The sequence below is a fragment of the Rhizobium sp. Leaf453 genome (assembly GCF_001425605.1).
Taxonomy (GTDB): Bacteria; Pseudomonadota; Alphaproteobacteria; order Rhizobiales; family Rhizobiaceae; genus Pararhizobium.
Genome location: NZ_LMRG01000012.1, coordinates 415,625 through 435,603, shown reverse-complemented (window position 1 = coordinate 435,603; position 19,979 = coordinate 415,625). Strand labels below are relative to the sequence as shown.

Here is a 19,979-nt window from a genome sequence, read left to right as displayed (position 1 = left end):
GACGGCCAGACGGAGCGCGTCTCAGCCGTTGAACAATGCGGTGAAGACATGGGCGAGGCCGCCGATCACGAGGAACACGGCCATCAGGGAAATGACGATGCTGCTGGCCTGGGGTAAAACTCCCCGCGGCGGAGAGCCGCGAGGGTTGAGGAGCTTTCCGAATTTCTGTCGAAACAGCCGGTTCATGACGACACCTAGAATGTTTGGCCTGATATCATCGCCAGATGCTCGACGATCGGACCAAGCGCCAGCGCCGGGAAGAAGGTGAGGCCACCGACGATGAGGATGACACCGCAGAGCAAGCCGACGAACAGCGGACCGTGCGTCGGGAAGGTACCGGCAGAGGCGGGGACCGTCTTCTTCATTACCAGCGATCCGGCGATGGCGAGCGCCGGGATGATCACCAGGAAGCGGCCCATCAACATGGCGATACCCAGGGTGATGTTGTACCAGGACGTATTGCCGGTCAGTCCACCGAAGGCCGAGCCGTTGTTGGCGGCGGCCGAGGTATAGGCATAGAGGATTTCCGAGAAGCCGTGCGGGCCTGCATTGCCGATCGAGGCGACGCCCGTCGGCAGGATGACGGCGATGGCGGTGAAGCCGAGCATGGCGACCGGCAGGATGAGAATGGCGAGAACGGCCATCTTCACTTCCTTCGCCTCGATCTTCTTGCCGAGATATTCCGGCGTGCGGCCGACCATCAGGCCGGCGACGAAGACCGTCAGGATGACGAACATCAGGATGCCGTAGAATCCGGCGCCGACGCCGCCGACGATGACCTCGCCCAGTTCCATGTTGATCATCGGAATGAGCCCGCCAAGTGCGGTGAACGAGCCATGCATGGCATTGACCGCGCCGCAGGAGGCCGCTGTGGTGATCACGGCAAACAGCGAGGAAAGGACGATGCCGAAACGGACTTCCTTGCCTTCCATATTGCCGCCTTCGATGCCCATGGCGTGGACCAGCGGGTTGCCCGCGGCTTCCGCCCAATAGGTGAAGATCACGCCGGCGACGAACAGCACACCCATGGTCGCGAAGATCGCCCAGCCCTGGCGCTGGTTGCCGACCATCCGGCCGAAGACATTGGTGAAGCCGGCGCCGATGGCAAAGATCGCCACCATCTGGATGAGGTTGGAGATCGCATCCGGATTTTCGAACGGATGGGCTGAATTGACGTTGAAGAAGCCGCCGCCGTTGGTACCGAGCATCTTGATGGCCAGCTGCGAAGCAACCGGACCGAGCGCGATCACCTGCTGAGCGCCCTCGATGGTCGTTGCCGTGACATAGTTCCCAAGGGTCTGGGGCACGCCGAGGGCGACGAAAACAAGGGTAAGCACGAGGCAAAGCGGAAGCAGGATGTAGAGCGTGGCGCGGGTCATATCGACCCAGAAATTGCCGATCGACTTGCCGGAAGCGCGAGCAAAGCCACGGATCAGCGCAATTGCGATCGCCATGCCGGTGGCGGCTGAGGCAAAGTTCTGCACCGTCAGGCCCGCCATCTGCACGAGATAGGACATCGTGCTTTCGCCGCCATAGTTCTGCCAATTGGTGTTGGTCACGAAGCTGGTGGCGGTGTTGAAGGCCAGTTCGGGGCCGACAGCGCCCATGCTTGCCGGGTTATAGGGCAACACACCCTGGAACCTCTGCAGCAGGTAAAGGACAAGGACGCCTGCAAGATTGAACAGGAGCATGGCAAACACATAGCTCGTCCAGTGCTGCTCTTCCTTTTCACCGGTCCCGGCAATGCGATAGAGCCCACGCTCCAGCGGGCCAAAGAGGGGCGACAGCAGAGTGCGCTCGCCCGTGAAGACGCGGGTCATATAGCCGCCGAGCGGCTTGACCAGCAGAATGACGATCCCGCAGAAAATGAGGATCTGAATCCATCCGTTGAGTGTCATGGTTATAACTTTCCAACCCCGCGATCAAAAGCGCTCGGGGCGAACGAGGGCGTAGGTCAGATAGACGAGGAGGAACACGGTGACCGCGCCTCCGAGCATGTAGTCGATCAGCATCTTTCCGATCCTTCGCTAAAGGCGATCGCAGGCTTTCGTGTAGGCGAACGAAAGCGCGAAGAACAAAATGCCGATCCCGATCAAGACGATGTCCAGCATGGGTTCGAGTTCCTTTGTGAAATTTCTGTTGCTGCCCGCCATCGGCGGGAGGTGACGCGAAACAGGCCACCGCACGCCGCCGGAGCGGAATGCGGAGCCTGAATTCCACACACATTCTGCCGCCGAACCGCATCAAGGTTCGAGACGGGGGAAAGAGGAGAGATATAAAAATCCTATAGGGATTTTGGGCATCGAAGGGTGCCGACGGGTGATCGCACCTCATCCGCAGAGAACTCGCTCATCCGTCACAAGCGATGAGCTTATCTATGATGGATTTCTTATATTCGTGTGGAAGTCTGCTGTCGGCGCGGCTTCTGTATCGACGGGAACAGCGGCGATCGAATCTCTGTGTTTCCCTATTAATACACTCGGCCGCAAAGCAACGCGGACGGGGTCGTTCCGCTTGACTTTTCGCCGGCTGAAATTCAGTGATCGGGCGTGCATTTATCGGGGTTTCTGCATGAAATACGCATCCGTGGGGGTTGTGTATACATTGGCCGCGTTGTCTCTGGTTGCTCCAGCCCGGGCAGACCCCTTGCCGCGCTCGTCTCCAGCCGCCGGATCGGTCATCGCCCGCAAGTCAGGTGAGGAGGTCCGCTTCGTCGATATTTCCGGCTGGCGCTATGTCGATCTGCAGCAGGATCTTTTGAGCGGCGACGTGCTGCGCACCAACGCGACCGGCCAACTTGCCGTTCTCTTTTCCGACCGCACCCAGGTTCGCCTCGGCCGCAACACCTCACTGCTCGTCAAGCAGATGGACGGCACGGGCGATACCGGCCTCGAACTCCAGTCCGGCACGATCTGGGCGCGCGCCGAGCGTGGCGGCCAGGGCGTGACCATCGACACCCCTGCCGCTGCCGCCGCCATCCGCGGCACCGACTGGACCATGACCGTCGCCGACGGCAAGACCTCGCTGATCGTGCTGGAAGGTCTGGTCGAGCTCAAGAACGAGTTCGGCAGCGTGGAGGTGGCGCAGGGCGAAGGTGCTGTCGCGGCGATCGGCAAGGCGCCGTCGAAGATCATCATCGCCAAGCCAAAAGAGCGCGAGCAGATGCTGTTCAACCTTTCGCTGCGCGACTCCTTCCGCTGGATACCGCCGACAGGTCTGACGGCGCAGGAGCAACGCCGGCTTCGAGACCAGGTAGAAGCCAAACCAGTCCAGAATCGAACGGCGGAAGAATGGCTGGGGCTTGCCGAAAGCTCGGTATCTCTCGAAGGCCGGCAGAAAACCCGCGCGGCCATGGAGGCCGCACGAGCCAAGGGGCTCGATCGTCGCCAGCAGGCCCGCGCGACGCTCATCGAGGCCATGCTCACCGGCACGGAAAACCGTTACGCCGATGCGGCGAAACTGTTTGCCAAGGCTCAAGGCGAGCTCGATCCGCGCCGCGCCAACATTGCGCGCTACGGCGGCTATATCGCCCGCTCCCTTGCCGATCCAAACCATGTCGAAACCCCGCCCCGAACGGTCGACAGCGTGTCATCGGCAATCGGTGCCGCATGGATCGCGGGTTTCCGCGAGGACGTGCGCGCCGCACTCGATATCGTCAAGAAAGCTGAGCGGTCGCATCCCGACGACGCCATGCTGCCTGCCGCGCGGGCGCAACTTGCTATCCTGCTTGCCGACGAGGCCGAGGCGAAGGATGCGATCGACCGGGCGCTCGCGCTCGATCCCGACAATCCGAATGCGCTTGACGCGCGGGCCACCTACAAGATGGGGATTGCCTACGATCGCAAGGGCGCGGTGGATGACCTCCTGCATGCCGTCACCGTCGCGCCGGGTGACAGCAATATCTGGAACACGCTCGGCCTTGCCCATTCCGACCGCGACGACAACAGGCGGGCCGAAGACGCCTATAAGCGGGCGATCGCACTCGATCCGCTCGACCCGCTTCCCCACGCCAATCTGGCCATCCTCTATCTCGATGAAATGCGCATGGAGGAAGCCAAGCGCGAAATCGATCTTGCGATGCAAGTCGATCCGAGTTTCGACATGGTGCTCCTGGCGCGCGGGCGGTACCACATGCAGACGGGCGACCTTGAGAAGGGCGTGCAAGATCTGCTCGCAGCCTCGGCGTCCAACCCCGGCGTCTCAAACACCCAGCTTCTGCTGGCGGCTGCCCACTATGCGAAGAAGGAACGTGATCCGACCGCGCAGGCGCTCGACAACGCCCAGCGACTCGACCCCTACGATCCTCTCGTCGCCGTGGTGCGAACGGCAATCGCCATCGACGAGTATGATGCCGACACCGCGATCAAGAATGCCCAGGAGATCATGCGCCTGACACGGGCGCGCGGCGGCGACTATGCCTCCCTCGGCGCCAACCAGACGGCCGGCTCCACCCTGAACGATGCCTTCCGGCTGCAGGGGCTGGATGCCTGGGGGCAATATTACGGGGATGCGGTCTTCGACCCGTTTACCGCAACCAGCTATTTCGACCAGGCCGTGCGCGGCAGCGTCAGCCCGTTCCTCAACACCTATTCCACCGCGCTGGCCCCTTGGTCTCCGCTCGGCAACCAGGACAGCTATTCCGCCTACATTCAGGGTCTATTGCTTGGACCGCACATGCTGGCCAGTCGCGAGCGCACGACCAACCTTCTCGACGAGCCGTTTTTCGAAACGGAACTGACGGGTGGTTTCCTAACGGGCGGACGCGAAACGACTTATACCGGCGGTGCTGAAATCAGCGGCTTCACCTACAGTCCCTTCCCCATCAGCATCAATGCCGACTTCAGTTGGAGCCGGCCGAGAAATGATATTACTCTTAATGGTGGCGCGAGTTCCAATCGGGATATCAATATCATTGGCGGCAACGGTTACATTACGATGTCGCCAACGCCCGACGACAGAATCGTGGCTTTCACGACCTATTCCGAAGTGGAAGATTGGCAGGACTTTCTCAACGTGCCCTTCTACACGGGTGCCGACAGTGGCGTCGAAGGCTCCGAACTTTCAAGCGGCATCGCATGGAGTCACACGCTCGGGTATCAAAACGTCTTGAACGCAGGACTGTTTTATTCAGAGCGCAAGGGGGGAACATCCGAAAGTCTCACCGGCATTGAGAACGTCGGCGGCGTGCCAACGGTCATAAAGATAACAGATGCTGCGGAGGGACTGTCCAAAAGCTACATCGCCGCGATCAGCCATACGGTCGGAGGAGAGGATCTTGTCTGGCGTTACGGCGTGGAAGGAGGCATCGTCAACAGCGAGTTGTTGAAAACAGCGACGGTCGATGTTGTTGGCTGGCCTGACCTATCTGGCGAGGTGAAGACATTCGACAGCGACAATACCACGCTGGGGCGCGCGTATGTCGATCTGCGTTATGAAGCAGCACCCGATCTAACGTTGGAAGCGGCATTGTTTGGCCGGATTCTCGACTCGGAAGCAGGCCGTACCGACCGCCTTGAGCCAAGGGTCGGCATCGCCTGGAGTCCTGTCGACAATCACTGGCTGCGCTTCGGATATTTGCGTGAGGGCGACAATTTCTCCTCTCCGACCTTGGCGCCTGTTGGCGTTGTCGGGCTGCAGAGCAACCAAATCGGTCTATCCGATGACGGTTATATCGACACCTTCGCTTTCCGTTGGGATGCACAATGGTCTGATCGGTTCTTTACAGCGTTTGATTATCAGCATCAGGAGGCAAAAAACGTTTCACTGGCCCAACCGATTCTCGCGGCCACGCTCGATTTCGAAGACGTAAGGGTCGACCGCGCGGCCCTGACAGCCAATCTTGTGCTCGGTCACGGCTTCGGCCTGTCGGCGACATACGCTCATCTCGATTCAGAAAACCGCGATCCAATGTCATTCGGCTACGGCGATTCCCTTGTTTTCGTGCCGGACCAAACGGGCCAGATCGCTCTGACCTGGGTCAATACCGCCGACATCAAGATGACGCTGGCGGGAAACTATGTTGGCGAGCGTGTGGGAAATGGCGACGGCGTGACACTGGACGACTACTGGACGCTCGATGCCGGCCTCGTCTGGGAACCCTTCGACAAGCGGACAGAGCTGGAACTTTCAGCCTACAATCTGCTGGACGAGGATTTCGAGCTGGCGCCCGGCGTCAAGGGCTGGGGACCGACAGTCAAGGGCACGCTGTCGGTGCGGTTCTGATGCAACCGGTGAGAAAGAAGCAGCCACAAGCCAGCAGATCGCCACAGCAGAAGGCGCGCGCGCGGCAAATGCGCCTCGCGCTGCTTGCCGCCACAGTGACCGTTATCCTTTCCCTCGCCTCGCTCACCGCCCCCTTCTCCCTGATCGAACTGCGCAGCTTCGACTATCTCTCGACACTCACGCCTCCGCCGGTGCCCGCCGACAGTCCTATCGTGGTGGCGATCGACGAGCCTTCGATGGCGGAGATCGGCAGCCAGTGGCCCTGGCCGCGCGCCTTGCATGCGCGGCTGACCGAGGCGTTGCGGGCTGCAGGCGCCAAGGCGATCGCCTTCGATGTCATCTTTGCGGAACCGGCGGCCGACCCAGCGAATGATGCGGCCTTGGCGGCGGCGCTGGGTCCTGACGTCGTGCTCGCCGGTGACGAGACGCTGATCAAGACGCCACAGGCCGACCAGTTCGTGCGCACCGAGCCGCTGCCCGAATTCATCGCGCAGGGCGCACGCACCGGGATAGCGTCCGTCCATCTGAGCGGCGATGGCACGCTCCGGCAACTGCCGCTTTATACCGATGGTTTTGCGGCGCAGCTAGCAGAGACGGCGGGCCGGACGCATCCGCTGCCGACGGAACCCGCGCTTCTCCAGATGCTCGGCCCGGCGCGCACCTATCAGACTGTCTCCTATTACCAGGCGCTCGATCCTGCCCAGTTCCTGCCGCCCGGCTTTTTCCGGGATCGCGTGGTTATCGTTGGCCTGAGCCTGCAGAATGCGCCCACCTTGGCTGCCGGCGGGGCGGATGCCTTTGCCACCGCCTTCACCGTGCATACCGGGCATCTGGTAGCCGGCGCCGAAATCCAGGCGACCATCTTCGACAATATCGTCCACGGCCTGTTCATCCTCCGGGCCGGACATCCTGCCGTCATCGCGGCCACCATTCTCGGCGCGCTGCTCGCGGTGGCCCTGGTTTTCCGGGCGACCGGCTGGCAGACGGCAGCGCTCGGCCTTCCCGCTTTGCTGCTGTTCGTGGCGGCGAGTTATGCGCTGCTGCGGTATGGCCAGGTCTTCGTCTCGCCCGTCGGCCCGGCGCTCTCGTTCCTGTTCGTCGTCTCTGGACAGGCGGCGCTCGATTATGCCGCCGAACGCCGCAGCCGGCGCGATATCACCCGTGCCTTTTCGCGCTACCTTTCGCCGGCGTTGGTGGAGCGGCTCGCCCATGACCCGTCGCAACTGAAACTGGGTGGCGAGCGCCGGACGCTGACCATCCTGTTCTGCGACGTGCGCGGGTTCACCACCATTTCCGAAGCGCTGAAGGACGACCCAGAGCAATTGACGACGCTGATCAACCGGCTGCTGACGCCGCTGTCGGAAATCGTGCTCGAAAGCGGCGGCACCATCGACAAATATATCGGCGACTGCCTGATGGCCTTCTGGAATGCGCCGCTCGACGATCCCCACCACGCGAGCAATGCCGTCGGCGCGGCGCTCAAGATGCTGGAGGCGATGGATGTTCTGAATGCGGAACTGCGCGCGGAGGCGGAAGCGCGCTCGACCAAGCCGCAAACCCTGCGCATCGGCATCGGCATCAATACCGGCGATTGCGTCGTCGGCAACATGGGCTCGTCGCGCCGGTTCGATTATTCGGTGCTGGGCGATTCCGTCAATCTCGCCTCACGCCTCGAGGGCGAATCGAAGAATTACGGCGTGCCGCTACTGATCGGCGAGCAGACCGCACAGATGAGCGGCGCGGACTTCGCCATCGCCGAGCTGGACAGCATCACCGTAAAAGGCCGCACGACGCTGTCCCCCGTGTTTACCGTACTGCGCCCCGTGCCGGCCGAAGCGCTAGCGCGCCATGCCGCGCTTGTGCAGACCAAATATGCAGGCGCGCTGTCGGCTGACGACCCAGCATTTGCCGCGCTCGAAGGCGATATTCCCCAGCTTCAGCCCTATTATCAGGCGATCCGATCCCGTCTCAAATAACGCCTCAACGATCTTGCACTGGTGATGGAAAAGGCGTCTTGTCGCTCAAAGAATGAGCAAGTGCATACACTTTTTCAAATACTACAAAACGCTGCTGTAATTTCATTGTGAAAACAATGGATTATCATTTGGCACGCACCTTGCTCGGATTCTGCCTGATGGCCGCTGCGCCATCGATATCATGGCGATTCCCTTCGGGAGCCGTCCGGAATCAGCGGGAGACCGTTGATTTCGCCCATCATTCTGGAGACTGACGACATGCTGCAGACTATCCTCGACCTTTCCAGCCTTCGCGCCGCCTATCAGTCCGGCCTGACGCCGCTCGATGTAGTCGAGGAAGTGATCCGCCGCCGCGCCGCCTCCAAGGATCCGGCCATCTTCATAACGCCGACACCGGACGAAGACCTGCGCCAGGCGGCACGGGACCTGATGGCGCGTGCGCCGGATGCCAACAGCCTGCCGCTCTGGGGTGTGCCCTTCGCGGTCAAGGACAATATCGATGCCGCCGGCCTGCCCACCACGGCCGCCTGCCCGGCCTTCGCCTATCAGCCGGCAGCAGATTCGACCGTCGTTGCCCGGCTGAAGGCGGCCGGGGCGCTGGTCATCGGCAAGACCAATCTCGACCAGTTCGCGACCGGCCTCAACGGCACGCGCTCGCCCTATGGCGCGCCGCGCTCCGTCTTCAATCCGGACTATGTTTCCGGCGGATCGAGTTCCGGCTCCGCCGTCGCGGTCGCGGCCGGGCTTGCCGCCTTCGCGCTCGGGACGGACACAGCGGGTTCCGGCCGGGTTCCGGCTGCGTTCAACAATCTCGTCGGCATCAAGCCCACGCCCGGGCTGGTGCCCAATGTCGGCGTCGTTCCCGCCTGCCGCAGCATCGACGTCGTCACCGTCTTTGCCGCCACGGTCGGCGATGGCGTCGCCATTCGCAAGGTCATGGAAGGTTACGATGCCGCCGATCCCTTTTCACGCGAGGCAACGCCGGCCCGCCTACCCTCATCCGGCCTGCGGGTCGGGGTGCTGGAGGGCGCAGAGCGCGAGTTCTTTGGAAACGCTGATGTCGAAGCGCTCTACGACGCCGCGATCGAGCGGGCGAAATCGCTGGGAGTGACCATCGTGCCCTTCGATTACGCCCCCTTCCGGCAGGCTGCCGAACTGCTCTACAACGGCCCCTGGGTCGCCGAGCGGATGGCAGCGGTTAAGGATTTCATAGCCGGCAATGCAGAGGATTTCGACCCGACGGTGCGGACCATCATCGAGGGCGCGAAAGCCTATGACGCCGTCGCCGCCTTCGAGGGCAAGTACAGGCTGGAAGCTCTGCGCCAGAAGACCAGGGCGGAATGGCACAAGCTCGACATCCTGATGCTGCCGACATCGCCGACCACATACACGGTGGAAGAGATGCTGGCCGATCCGATCGTCAAGAACGGTCATTTCGGTCGCTACACCAATTTCGTCAATCTCTACGACCATGCCGCTATCGCCATTCCCGCCGGCTTCGGCGCAAACGGCCTACCCGCCGGAGTAACGCTGATCGGCCCGACCTTCACCGACGACGCGCTCGCTCCCTTCGCTGACGCCATGCACCGGGCTCTCGCCGCCGGCATGGGCAAGGACCGATCCGCCGCACTTCCCGAGGCAAGCCGGGTCACGCCATTGACTGACGGCCTCATTCCGATCGTCGTCGTCGGCGCGCATCTGACCGGCATGCCGCTCAACCACGAACTGACCGGACCGGGGGGCGTGCTGGTCAAGACGTGCCGAACAGCGGCAGATTACCGCCTCTTCGTCCTGCCCGATACCGTTCCGCCGAAACCGGGCCTGATTCGCGAACCCGGCTTTGCCGGTGCAGGCCTTGAAGTCGAGGTCTGGGCCTTGCCGCCCGCCGCATTCGGTCAGTTCCTCCAGAAAATTCCCGCCCCGCTCGGCATCGGCAAGGTGGAACTCGACGACGGGACGGTCGTGTCCGGTTTTCTCTGCGAGGCGCATGCGATCACCGGCGCCCACGAAGTGACGGACATGGGCGGTTGGCGGGCCTATATCCGCAGCAAAACGGCATCATAAGCCGGCTCACAAAACCCGGACATACGGCGCCCGCGTTGCCATTTTGTATGGTCGCGAGCGCCCTTTGCGACCAGACGATGATGGACAAAATTATCGTTCACCGATCGAGGGCGAAAATCTTTCACCCGAAAACCACCCTTGACGCTTGCCGGAAATCTGTGCCTAACTTGGCGCATTCACCAGGGGGGTCCCGACAAGGGGCTGAGATTCTGCTGGCTTTTGCAGCGCAGTGACCCGTTGAACCTGATCCAGTTCATACTGGCGTAGGGACGGTGCAAGCGCTGTGATGACTCGGATTCCGCGTGCGGAGCCGCGTCGGCGTCTTTTCATCATTCCGGCTCTGATGACTGGGTCTCCAACCTTTGGAGCCTCAACCATGACTATTGCCGCCAAGCCTCTCACCCCAACCGTTACCACCGGGCCGCTGCCCGCCTCCCGCAAGATCAATATCTCCGGTGAGCTTCATCCGCAGATCCGGGTGCCGATGCGCGAAATCTCGGTGCATCCGACATCGGGCGAACCGCCGGTTACCGTCTACGACCCCTCCGGCCCCTATACCGATCCCACGCATATCGTTTCGATCGAATCGGGCCTGCCGCGCCATCGTGCGCAGTGGCTCACCGCGCGCGGCGATGTCGAGGATTACGAGGGCCGGCACGTCAAGCCGGAGGACAACGGTTTTGCCACCGGCGACCGGCTGACGCCGGAATTTCCGATCCGCAACCGCCCACTGAAGGCCCGCAATGGCAAGGCAGTGACGCAGCTTGCCTATGCCCGCGCCGGCATCATCACGCCGGAAATGGAATACATTGCCATCCGCGAAAACCTCGGCCGCAAGGCGGCGAAGGACGCCCTGATCCGCGATGGCGAGAGCTTCGGCGCCAGCATTCCCGATCACGTCACCGCCGAGTTTGTTCGACAGGAGATCGCACGCGGCCGGGCGGTCATCCCTGCCAATATCAATCATCCGGAATCCGAACCGATGATCATCGGGCGAAATTTCCTGGTGAAGATCAATGCCAATATCGGCAATTCAGCCGTCACATCGTCGATGGCCGAGGAAGTCGAGAAGATGGTCTGGGCAACCCGCTGGGGCGCCGATACGGTCATGGATCTTTCGACCGGCCGCAACATCCACAATATCCGCGAATGGATCATCCGCAATTCGCCGGTTCCGATCGGCACCGTGCCGCTCTATCAGGCGCTGGAAAAGGTCAACGGCATTGCCGAGGACCTGACCTGGGCGGTCTATCGCGATACGCTGATCGAGCAGGCCGAACAGGGTGTCGATTATTTCACCATCCATGCCGGCGTCCGGCTCGCCTATATCCCGCTCACCGTCAACCGCGTCACCGGCATCGTTTCGCGCGGCGGCTCGATCATGGCCAAGTGGTGTCTGCATCACCACAAGGAGAGTTTCCTCTACGAGCATTTCGACGAGATCTGCGATATCGCCCGGGCCTATGACGTCACCTTCTCGCTGGGTGACGGTCTGCGTCCGGGCTCGATCGCTGACGCCAATGATGCCGCGCAGTTCGCCGAACTGGAAACGCTGGGCGAACTGACCCAGATCGCCTGGGCGAAGGACTGCCAGGTCATGATCGAAGGCCCCGGCCATGTGCCGATGCACAAGATCAAGGAAAACATGGACAAGCAGCTCGAAGTCTGCGGCGAGGCTCCATTCTACACGCTCGGGCCGCTTACCACCGATATCGCCCCGGGTTACGATCACATCACCTCCGGCATCGGCGCCGCGATGATCGGCTGGTTCGGCACGGCCATGCTTTGCTATGTCACGCCGAAGGAACATCTCGGCCTGCCCGATCGCAACGACGTCAAGGTCGGCGTCATCACCTATAAGATCGCCGCCCATGCCGCCGACCTCGCCAAGGGCCATCCGGCGGCGCAGGTGCGCGACGACGCCCTGTCGCGCGCCCGTTTCGAGTTCCGCTGGGAGGATCAGTTCAACCTGTCGCTCGACCCGGAAACGGCGCGGTCCTTCCACGACGAAACCCTGCCGAAGGAAGCCCACAAGGTCGCGCATTTCTGCTCGATGTGCGGGCCGAAATTCTGCTCGATGCGGATTTCCCACGATATCCGGGCGGAGGCGCAGAAAGAGGGGCTTGAGGCGATGGCCGCAAAATTTCAGGCGGGTGGTGATCTATACATGCCGCTCGGTCCGGACGGGACCGTTATTCCTGCGGGAGAATGACCATGCGCGTGCTGATCCGGGGGGCCGGCGTTGCCGGCCTCACCCTCGCTCACGAACTGGCCTCGAGCAGCATCAACGTCGTCGTCACGGAGAAAGCCAATCGGGCCGGCGGCGGCGCTTCCTGGTTTGCCGGGGGTATGCTGGCGCCCTGGTGCGAACGGGAAAATGCGCCGGGAGCGGTTTTGCAACTCGGTCAGACAGCCGCCGACTGGTGGGACGCCGTCCTCCCCGGCCATGTGAAACGCAAGGGAACACTGGTCGTGGCGCCGCCGCGCGACACGGCGGACCTCGTCCGCTTTGCCAGCCGAACTTCCGGTTTCGACTGGCTGAAAGCAGAGGAAATCGACGCCCTGGAGCCTTCGCTTGCCGGGCGTTTCGGCAAGGCACTGTATTTCGCACACGAGGCGCATCTCGATCCGCGTCGCGCCATCAATGCCCTGCATGAAAAGCTTGTCGGCATGGGGGTGTGCTTTCGTTTCGACGCACCCGATTTTCCCGAAAAGGGGTTCGATCGCGTCATCGATTGTACCGGGGCGCGAGCCATCGGCAACGATCCCCGGCTGCGGGGCGTGCGCGGCGAAATGCTGGTGCTGGAAACGCTGGATGTGCAGTTCTCCCGTCCCGTCCGGCTGCTGCATCCGCGCATCCCGCTCTACATCGTGCCGCGAACGAACAACCGCTTCATGGTCGGTGCGACAATGATCGAGAGCGATGACAGTGGCCCCGTCAGCGCCCGCTCGCTGATGGAACTGCTGAATGCCGCATATGCGCTGCATCCGGCCTTCGGCGAAGCGCGCGTGATCGAGACCGGCTCCGGCGTGCGGCCCGCCTATCCGGACAATCTTCCGGCCTTTTCCGAGCAAGACGGCATGTTGCGTGTGAATGGCTTCTACCGCCACGGCTTCCTGCTCGCGCCCGCAATCGCGCGAATGGCGGCGGAACGCCTTCTCTCATCCCGCGCCGGAAAATCCGAAGGGCATACCACCTTTGCCCCACCGGTTCATAGACAGCCCGATTCTTCCTACATTGGAGCAAGCCAATGAAACTGACGATCAATGGCGAAGACCACCAGACGGACATTTCCGTCCTTTCCGACCTTCTGGTCTCGCTTGACTACGAAGGCGACTGGCTGGCGACGGCCGTGAATGGCGAACTGGTGCATCGCGAGGAGCGTCCCGGCTTCACCCTGTCCGACCGCGACCGGATCGAAATCCTCTCGCCGATGCAGGGAGGCTGACCGTGCTGACGCTCTATGGAACACCCGTCACATCCCGCCTTCTGCTCGGCACGTCGCGTTATCCCTCGCCTTCTATCCTCGGCGACGCCATCCGCCGGTCGAAGACCGAGATCGTCACGGTCTCGCTCCGCCGCGAAACGGCGGGCGGCAAGACCGGTGGCGCCTTCTTCGAGCTGATCCGCTCGCTCGACGTAAGGGTCCTGCCCAACACCGCCGGCTGCCACACCGCGAAGGAGGCTGTGCTGACCGCGAAAATGGCACGCGAGGTTTTCGCTACCAACTGGATCAAGCTCGAGGTCATCGGCAATCAAGACACGCTGCAGCCGGATGTCTTTGCCTTGGTCGAAGCGGCCAAAATCCTGAGCGAGGACGGGTTCGAGGTCTTTCCCTACACGACCGATGATCTCGTCGTCGCGGAGCGGCTTCTGGATGCGGGCTGCAAGGTGCTGATGCCCTGGTGCGCGCCGATCGGCTCGGCCATGGGGCCGGTCAACCTGCAAGCTTTGCGCAGCATGCGTGGGCATTTTCCCGATATTCCACTGATCGTCGACGCAGGCATTGGCCGGCCGTCCCATGCAGCGACGGTGATGGAACTCGGCTTCGATGCCGTCCTGCTCAACACGGCGGTGGCGGGCGCAAGTGACCCCGCAGCCATGGCCGAAGCCTTTGCAAAGGCCATCGATGCCGGCCACATGGCTTATGAAGCAGGCATGCTGGAACCGCGCGACATGGCCGTACCCTCGACGCCGGTGATTGGCAAGGCGGTGTTCGCATGAAGCTCGACCCCTTCTACCTGATCGTTGATAGCGCCGACTGGATCGAGCGGCTGGTGCCGCTGGGCGTCAAGCTGGTGCAGTTGCGCAAGAAGGACGGCACGCAGGCGGAACTGCGTGCGGAAATCCGCCGCGCCAAGGCAATCTGCGCGGATCATGCCTGCCAGTTGATCGTCAACGATCACTGGCGGCTGGCGATCGACGAGGGATGCGATTTTATCCATCTCGGCCAAGAGAATCTGGCCATTGCCGATCTCCCGGCCATCCGCGCCGCCGGGCTGAAACTCGGACTCTCGACCCATGACGAGACGGAACTCGAAACCGCGCTTGCCGCTTCGCCGGACTATGTGGCCCTGGGGCCGGTTTGGCCGACAATATTGAAAAAGATGAAATGGGCGCCGCAGGGGCTCGACCGGCTTCGCGACTGGAAGGCCCGGATCGGCGATCTGCCGCTCGTGGGCATTGGCGGTATCAATATCGACCGGATCGACGGCGTTTTCGCCCATAGGGCAAATTCCGCCGCTGTCGTTACCGACATTACGCTGAACGCCGATCCGGAAACCCACACCCGGAAATGGATCGAGAAGACGGCGCAATGGCGATGAAACCGCATGTCCTTGTCGTCGCCGGCTCGGATTCGTCCGGCGGCGCCGGGATCGTTCGCGATATCGAGACGCTTGCTGCTTTCGGGGTCAAGGCGTCGGTAGCGATCACCGCCGTCACCGTCCAGACCCACGGCAGCGTTCAGCATGTCGAGGTCGTCAGCCCGGATATCGTTGCAGCACAGATGCGGGCATCGCTTGCGGCAAACACGGTCGCGGCCGTCAAGATCGGCATGCTGGGAACAGCGGATACCGTGGCAGCCGTTGCCGGTGTACTTGCGGATTACCCGGAGATCCCCGTCGTGCTCGATCCCGTTCTGGTATCGACCTCCGGCACCGCCCTGCTGCCGGCTGAAGCCAAGCCCCGGCTGCTGGATCTTTTCCGCCGGTGCACGCTGGCAACGCCGAACCTGCCGGAGCTTTCCTGGTTGGCATCACGTCCGTCTGACGAGGTGACTGTTCAAGCCGGCATTCTGATCAAGTCCGGAGCGCAAGCCGTGCTGGTCAAGGGCGGTCACGGTGCGGGGGAGCAATCGATCGATCTCCTCGCCCGCCCTGATCTTCCGGATCATCCTTTTGCATCGCCCCGCCTCGCCGCCACGATGCGCGGCACCGGCTGCATGCTGGCCAGCGCCATTGCGGCGCGGCTGGCTTATGGCGACGAACTATCCATCGCTGTTCTTGCCGCGAAATCCCATGTTCACGGCAAGCTGTCGGAGCACATCCAGCCCTCTTAGCCGCCGTCGCCCGCTACAGGCCGGCGTGCCAGCTTGCCCTCTTCGGCCTTGTAGAAATACTGGCTGGCAACCAGCCAGCCCTTCAGCGGCCGGAGCGGCGGAATACACGTCGCCAGCATGAAGGGGCCGGTCACCAGCAAATGCACCCAGAGGGGCGCGCTGAACTGGACCTCGAGCCAGACACCGAGCAGAACGCTCGGAACGCAAGCGAAGCAGATGACGAAAAAGGCCGGGCCATCGGCGGGATCGGCAAAACCATAATCCAGACCACAGACTTCGCATTCGGGCCTGAGCTTCAGGAAGCCGTTGAAAATATGGCCCTGGCCGCAACGTGGGCAGCGGCCCTTGAGGCCTGTCGTGGTCGGCGGGATCGGCGGCCATTCCGTTTGCATGACGAATGCTCCTATGATCTACAATCAATCTCATTATTGACTGCATTCAATATAGCATCATTACTTCAATTGACCCTATATGTCATTGTGACGCAGAGCGTCCCTCGTCCCCGAGAGCGACACACGATAAATCAGTAATTGATCTATTTTAGAAGAAGGACGCAGAACGTTCCGGCGAGCCTTCGAGCGCATGCCCCATAAACTCCAGCGCGCTTTGGAGCTTTTCCCGGTCGATGGGGCCGCCAAGGCAAACACGCACCGCTTCCGGTGCAGCGCCTTCGACCGTAAAGGCGTCACTGGCGACCACACCAATACCGGCCGAGCGCATGTGGGCGGCAAAGATCGATCGGGTCCATCCGTTGGTCAGCGGCAGCCAGATGTTGAAGCTGATCGGGTCACTGCGATAACTGCCGGCAGGCAGGATAGCAGCGACCATGTCCTGCCGCGCCGATGCCTCATCGCGCAGGAAGCGCAGGATCGCATCGGCCGTGCCATCCTCGATCCAGCGGGTTGAGAGCGCCATGGTCACTGGGGAGGCCATCACATTGGCGGCCCGCATCGCGCCGGCGAACGGCCAGATCGACTTGCTGTCGGGTGCAACCACATAGGCAAGACGCAGGCCAGCACCGAGGCATTTCGCCAGCCCGCCAATGTGCCAGGTCAGGTCGGGAGCCAGGGCCGAAAATGGCGGTGGCGCCTGTAACGGAATAAAGCCATAGGCATCATCCTCGATGATCGGCACGCGGTATTTCCGGGCCACGGCACAGATGTCTTCGCGGCGTTGTTTGGAGATGGTCAGAGTCAGCGGGTTCTGCAGGGTGGGATTGAGATAGAGCGCCTTGGGTTTCAGCCGTTCGCAGGCATCGGCGAAAGCATCCGGCAGAATGCCTTCATCATCCATCGGTAAGCCTGACAGAGTGAGGCCCAGTTGCGCCGCGATCGAGCGAATGCCGGGATAGGTGATGATTTCCGAGAGGATGGTTTCGCCCGGCTTAACCAGCAGTCCGCATATGGCCAGAAGTGCCGGATGAGCGCCGGGCGTCACAAAAATTCGTTCGTGCGGTGTCTCCATCCCTCGACGGGCGAGCCAGATCGCGGCAGCCTCTTTATCCATCGGCGAGCCACCGAACCCCTGATAGCGCAGAAGCGAAAGAAGATTGGATGAAACGGCCGCCATGCCGTCTCGCATCCGCGCGATCAGGACAGGGTCGGGCGGTTCTGGCGGCAGGTTCATCGACAGGTCTATGGCTGCTTCCCGGCGTGGATCAGCAGCAATATCGGATGTTGTCGCAACGCCTCCCGTGGGTCCGCCCGTGACGAAGGTCCCACGCCCGACATGGGACTCCACCAGCCCGCGCTTCTGCGCTTCGACATAGCCACGGGCGACGGTGGTGAAATCCACCCCCAGATGCCCGGCCAGTTCGCGCTGCGGCGGCAGCCGGTCACCGACAGCCAGCACGCCGTTGCGTAAATCCATTTCGATCAGATCGGCAATCGCCATATAGCGCGGGCTGCTGCTGCGGCTGAGATCGGGACGCCAGTCTTTCATGATACCTTGCCAATATCGTATCGCGGATATTGACTGTATATTGTTGCAATCCTTCCCTGTCACCTGTCTTGTAATATGCAAAGTGCAGAAGGAGATGCGGCTAAGCGCCCTGTTGCCGTCATGGGGCCGGATGCGCCTTGAGATAGGCGATGACATTAGCGATATCGGTCTCGGATTTCAGCCCGGCAAACATCATCTTCGTGCCGGGCACCGCCGTCTTCGGGGTAGCAAGATAATGGGCCAGCGTTTTCTCATCCCAGACCATGCCATCCATGCCGGCCTTCTTCATGCCGGGAGAGTATTTCGTGTAATCGCCAACCGCTGCCGCAGGCCTGCCGACGACGCCCATGAGGGTGGGACCGACACGGTTCTTCGGTTGATCTGCGGTGTGGCAGGCCATGCATTTGCCGAACACTGCCTTGCCGGCAACCGCATCCCCATCCGCCAGGGCCGGCGATGCAAGCAGAACGGTCATGGCAGAAAACGTGATGGCAAATCGCATGGGCACTCCGGATCGTCATGAAAGGGGATGGCCGGCGGACCGGCCGGCCATCAAGGTGCGCGGGAGGAACCCGCGTGGCGGTCGCCGGCCGGATGCGGCGGCCGGTGGGAAGATCAGATCGTGCCGGAGGCCATTTCGCCGGCAATGTGTTCGGCCTGCCGGATCGCCAGCGTCACGATTGTCAGCGTCGGATTTTCCGCCGCTCCCGTGGTGAACTGGCTGCCGTCGGAGACGAAAAGGTTCTTGATGTCGTGCGTCTGGCCCCATTTGTTGACGACGCCGTCCTGCGCCTTCTCGCTCATGCGATTGGTGCCGAGATTATGGGTCGAGGGATAGGGTGGCGTCGGGAAGGACCGGGTGGCACCGACAGCCGCATAGAGCGCCATGCCCTGCTTGTAGGCATGGTTGCGCATGGCGATGTCGTTCGGATGGTCGGTGAACGAGACGTCGGGAATCGGCATGCCGTACTTGTCCTTCAGCTCCCCATGAAGGGCGACACGGTTCTGCTCCTGCGGCATGTCCTCCCCGACGATCCAGAGGCCGGCCATATTGGCATATTGGTCCATCGCCGAGGTGAAGGACCGGCCCCAGCCGCCGGGATCGAGGAAGGCCGCCATGAACGGCACCCCGAGCGCCAGCGTTTCCAGTTCATAGCCGCCGACAAAGCCGCGCGACGGATCGTGTTTCGCCTCATCCCGAATGATACCGGCCATGGTCGTGCCGCGGTAGAAATGCACCGGCTTTTCGAACACCGCATAGACCGAGCCCGTGGTGTGGCGCATGTAGTTCTTGCCGACCTGACCGGACGAATTGGCAAGCCCGTCGGGGAACATCGACGAGGCGGAATTGAGCAGGAGGCGGGGGCTTTCGATCGAATTGCCAGCAACGGCGACGATACGGGCTTTCTGACTGTGCAGCTTGCCGTCCTTGTCGGCATACACAACAGCCGTCACCTTGCCGGTCTTGTCATGCTCGATCTTGACGACGTGGGAGTTCGGCCGCACTTCCAGCTTGCCGGTCGCCTCACCCTTCGGGATTTCGGTATAGAGCGTCGACCATTTCGCACCCCATTTGCAGCCTTGGAAACAGAACCCTGTCTGCTGACAGCTCATCCGGTCGTCGCGGTCGGCGGAATTGATCGCCATATTGCCGGTGTGACAGTCCTTGTAGCCCAGCTTGTCGGCGCCGGCTTTCAGGATCTTGAAATTGTTGTTGCCGGGCAGACCTTCAATGCCATTGGTGCGGGTGACGCCCATTTTGTCCTCGGCCTTGGCGTAATAGGGCTCGAGGTCGACGAGCGTAATCGGCCAGTCGAGCAGATTGGCGCCTTCGATCTTGCCGTAATGGGTCAGGTCCTTGAATTCATGTTCCTGGAACCGGAGCGATGCGCCTGCCCAGTGGGTGGTCGTGCCGCCGACAGCCTTGACGATCCAGGCCGGCAGGTTGGGAAAGTCCTTGTGAACACGCCAGCCACCGCCGGTGGTGCGATTGTCCAGCCAGGCCAGTTGCGCGAAGCTGTCCCATTCGTCGTTGATGAAGTCTTCGTGCTCGATGCGCGCACCCGCTTCCAGAATGACGACATCGACACCCTTCTGTGCCAGTTCGTTGCCGAGCGTCCCGCCGCCCGCACCGGAACCGATGATGACGACCACGCTGTCGTCGTTGAGATCGTATGGAGCTGCCATGATTCCCTCCCAGAAATTCCCGATAGGC

General features: G+C 61.9%; 16 protein-coding genes and 1 riboswitch. Of the genes, 9 read left to right on the top strand and 7 right to left on the bottom strand.

The window, feature by feature from the left end; genetic code table 11:
• Positions 1 to 21 precede the first annotated feature (21 nt).
• From ASG68_RS31445 to ASG68_RS15555, 3 genes are read right to left on the bottom strand one after another with little or no spacing between them, the layout of a single operon-like run.
• Positions 22 to 186, bottom strand: a complete 165-nt coding sequence (locus ASG68_RS31445) for a hypothetical protein (RefSeq protein ID WP_156373911.1) — start codon at positions 184 to 186, stop codon at positions 22 to 24.
• Between the two features lie 8 nt (positions 187 to 194).
• Positions 195 to 1,898, bottom strand: a complete 1,704-nt coding sequence (kdpA, locus tag ASG68_RS15560) for a potassium-transporting ATPase subunit KdpA (RefSeq protein ID WP_062581903.1) — start codon at positions 1,896 to 1,898, stop codon at positions 195 to 197.
• A 24-nt stretch (positions 1,899 to 1,922) separates the two neighbouring features.
• Positions 1,923 to 2,012 (bottom strand): K(+)-transporting ATPase subunit F, encoded by a 90-nt coding sequence (locus tag ASG68_RS15555; protein ID WP_062581901.1) that lies wholly within the window; start codon positions 2,010 to 2,012, stop codon positions 1,923 to 1,925.
• 559 nt (positions 2,013 to 2,571) lie between these two features.
• Here ASG68_RS15555 and ASG68_RS15550 point away from each other — a divergent pair.
• From ASG68_RS15550 to ASG68_RS15510, 9 genes are all read left to right on the top strand, one after another.
• A complete protein-coding gene (locus ASG68_RS15550; RefSeq protein ID WP_062609890.1) occupies positions 2,572 to 6,222 on the top strand; it encodes a FecR domain-containing protein in 3,651 nt (1,216 codons plus the stop codon).
• Between the two features lie 68 nt (positions 6,223 to 6,290).
• Positions 6,291 to 8,198 (top strand): CHASE2 domain-containing protein, encoded by a 1,908-nt coding sequence (locus ASG68_RS15545; RefSeq protein ID WP_274534221.1) that lies wholly within the window; start codon positions 6,291 to 6,293, stop codon positions 8,196 to 8,198.
• 258 nt (positions 8,199 to 8,456) lie between these two features.
• Positions 8,457 to 10,262, top strand: a complete 1,806-nt coding sequence (gene atzF / locus ASG68_RS15540; RefSeq protein WP_062582402.1) for an allophanate hydrolase — start codon at positions 8,457 to 8,459, stop codon at positions 10,260 to 10,262.
• A gap of 171 nt (positions 10,263 to 10,433) precedes the next feature.
• Positions 10,434 to 10,550: riboswitch (TPP riboswitch) on the top strand.
• An 88-nt stretch (positions 10,551 to 10,638) separates the two neighbouring features.
• A complete protein-coding gene (gene thiC, locus ASG68_RS15535; protein ID WP_062581894.1) occupies positions 10,639 to 12,474 on the top strand; it encodes a phosphomethylpyrimidine synthase ThiC in 1,836 nt (611 codons plus the stop codon).
• A 2-nt stretch (positions 12,475 to 12,476) separates the two neighbouring features.
• Positions 12,477 to 13,517, top strand: coding sequence for a glycine oxidase ThiO (gene thiO / locus ASG68_RS15530; RefSeq protein WP_062581892.1), 1,041 nt, complete (start codon positions 12,477 to 12,479; stop codon positions 13,515 to 13,517).
• Entirely contained in the window at positions 13,514 to 13,711 is a 198-nt protein-coding gene (gene thiS, locus ASG68_RS15525; RefSeq protein ID WP_062581890.1) for a sulfur carrier protein ThiS, read from the top strand. The genes thiO and thiS overlap by 4 nt, the downstream gene beginning before the upstream one ends.
• 2 nt (positions 13,712 to 13,713) lie before the next feature.
• Positions 13,714 to 14,487 carry a thiazole synthase gene (locus ASG68_RS15520; protein ID WP_062581888.1) on the top strand — a complete coding sequence of 258 codons (774 nt, stop codon included), beginning with the start codon at positions 13,714 to 13,716 and terminating at the stop codon, positions 14,485 to 14,487.
• Positions 14,484 to 15,089 carry a thiamine phosphate synthase gene (locus ASG68_RS15515; RefSeq protein ID WP_062581886.1) on the top strand — a complete coding sequence of 202 codons (606 nt, stop codon included), beginning with the start codon at positions 14,484 to 14,486 and terminating at the stop codon, positions 15,087 to 15,089. Before ASG68_RS15520 ends, ASG68_RS15515 begins: the two co-directional genes overlap by 4 nt.
• Positions 15,080 to 15,823 carry a hydroxymethylpyrimidine/phosphomethylpyrimidine kinase gene (locus ASG68_RS15510; protein WP_082478500.1) on the top strand — a complete coding sequence of 248 codons (744 nt, stop codon included), beginning with the start codon at positions 15,080 to 15,082 and terminating at the stop codon, positions 15,821 to 15,823. Before ASG68_RS15515 ends, ASG68_RS15510 begins: the two co-directional genes overlap by 10 nt.
• Here ASG68_RS15510 and ASG68_RS15505 read toward each other — a convergent pair.
• From ASG68_RS15505 to ASG68_RS15490, 4 genes are all read right to left on the bottom strand, one after another.
• The gene (locus tag ASG68_RS15505; protein ID WP_062581883.1) at positions 15,820 to 16,215 is read right to left on the bottom strand and encodes a DUF983 domain-containing protein; all 396 of its coding nucleotides are present in this window, start codon (positions 16,213 to 16,215) and stop codon (positions 15,820 to 15,822) included. The genes ASG68_RS15510 and ASG68_RS15505 overlap by 4 nt on opposite strands.
• Before the next feature lie 148 nt (positions 16,216 to 16,363).
• The gene (locus ASG68_RS15500) at positions 16,364 to 17,764 is read right to left on the bottom strand and encodes a PLP-dependent aminotransferase family protein (RefSeq protein ID WP_062603587.1); all 1,401 of its coding nucleotides are present in this window, start codon (positions 17,762 to 17,764) and stop codon (positions 16,364 to 16,366) included.
• A gap of 118 nt (positions 17,765 to 17,882) precedes the next feature.
• On the bottom strand, positions 17,883 to 18,266 hold the full coding sequence (locus tag ASG68_RS15495) for a c-type cytochrome (RefSeq protein ID WP_062581879.1): 384 nt from the start codon (positions 18,264 to 18,266) through the stop codon (positions 17,883 to 17,885).
• A 113-nt stretch (positions 18,267 to 18,379) separates the two neighbouring features.
• The gene (locus ASG68_RS15490; protein ID WP_062581878.1) at positions 18,380 to 19,951 is read right to left on the bottom strand and encodes a GMC family oxidoreductase; all 1,572 of its coding nucleotides are present in this window, start codon (positions 19,949 to 19,951) and stop codon (positions 18,380 to 18,382) included.
• Positions 19,952 to 19,979 lie beyond the last annotated feature (28 nt).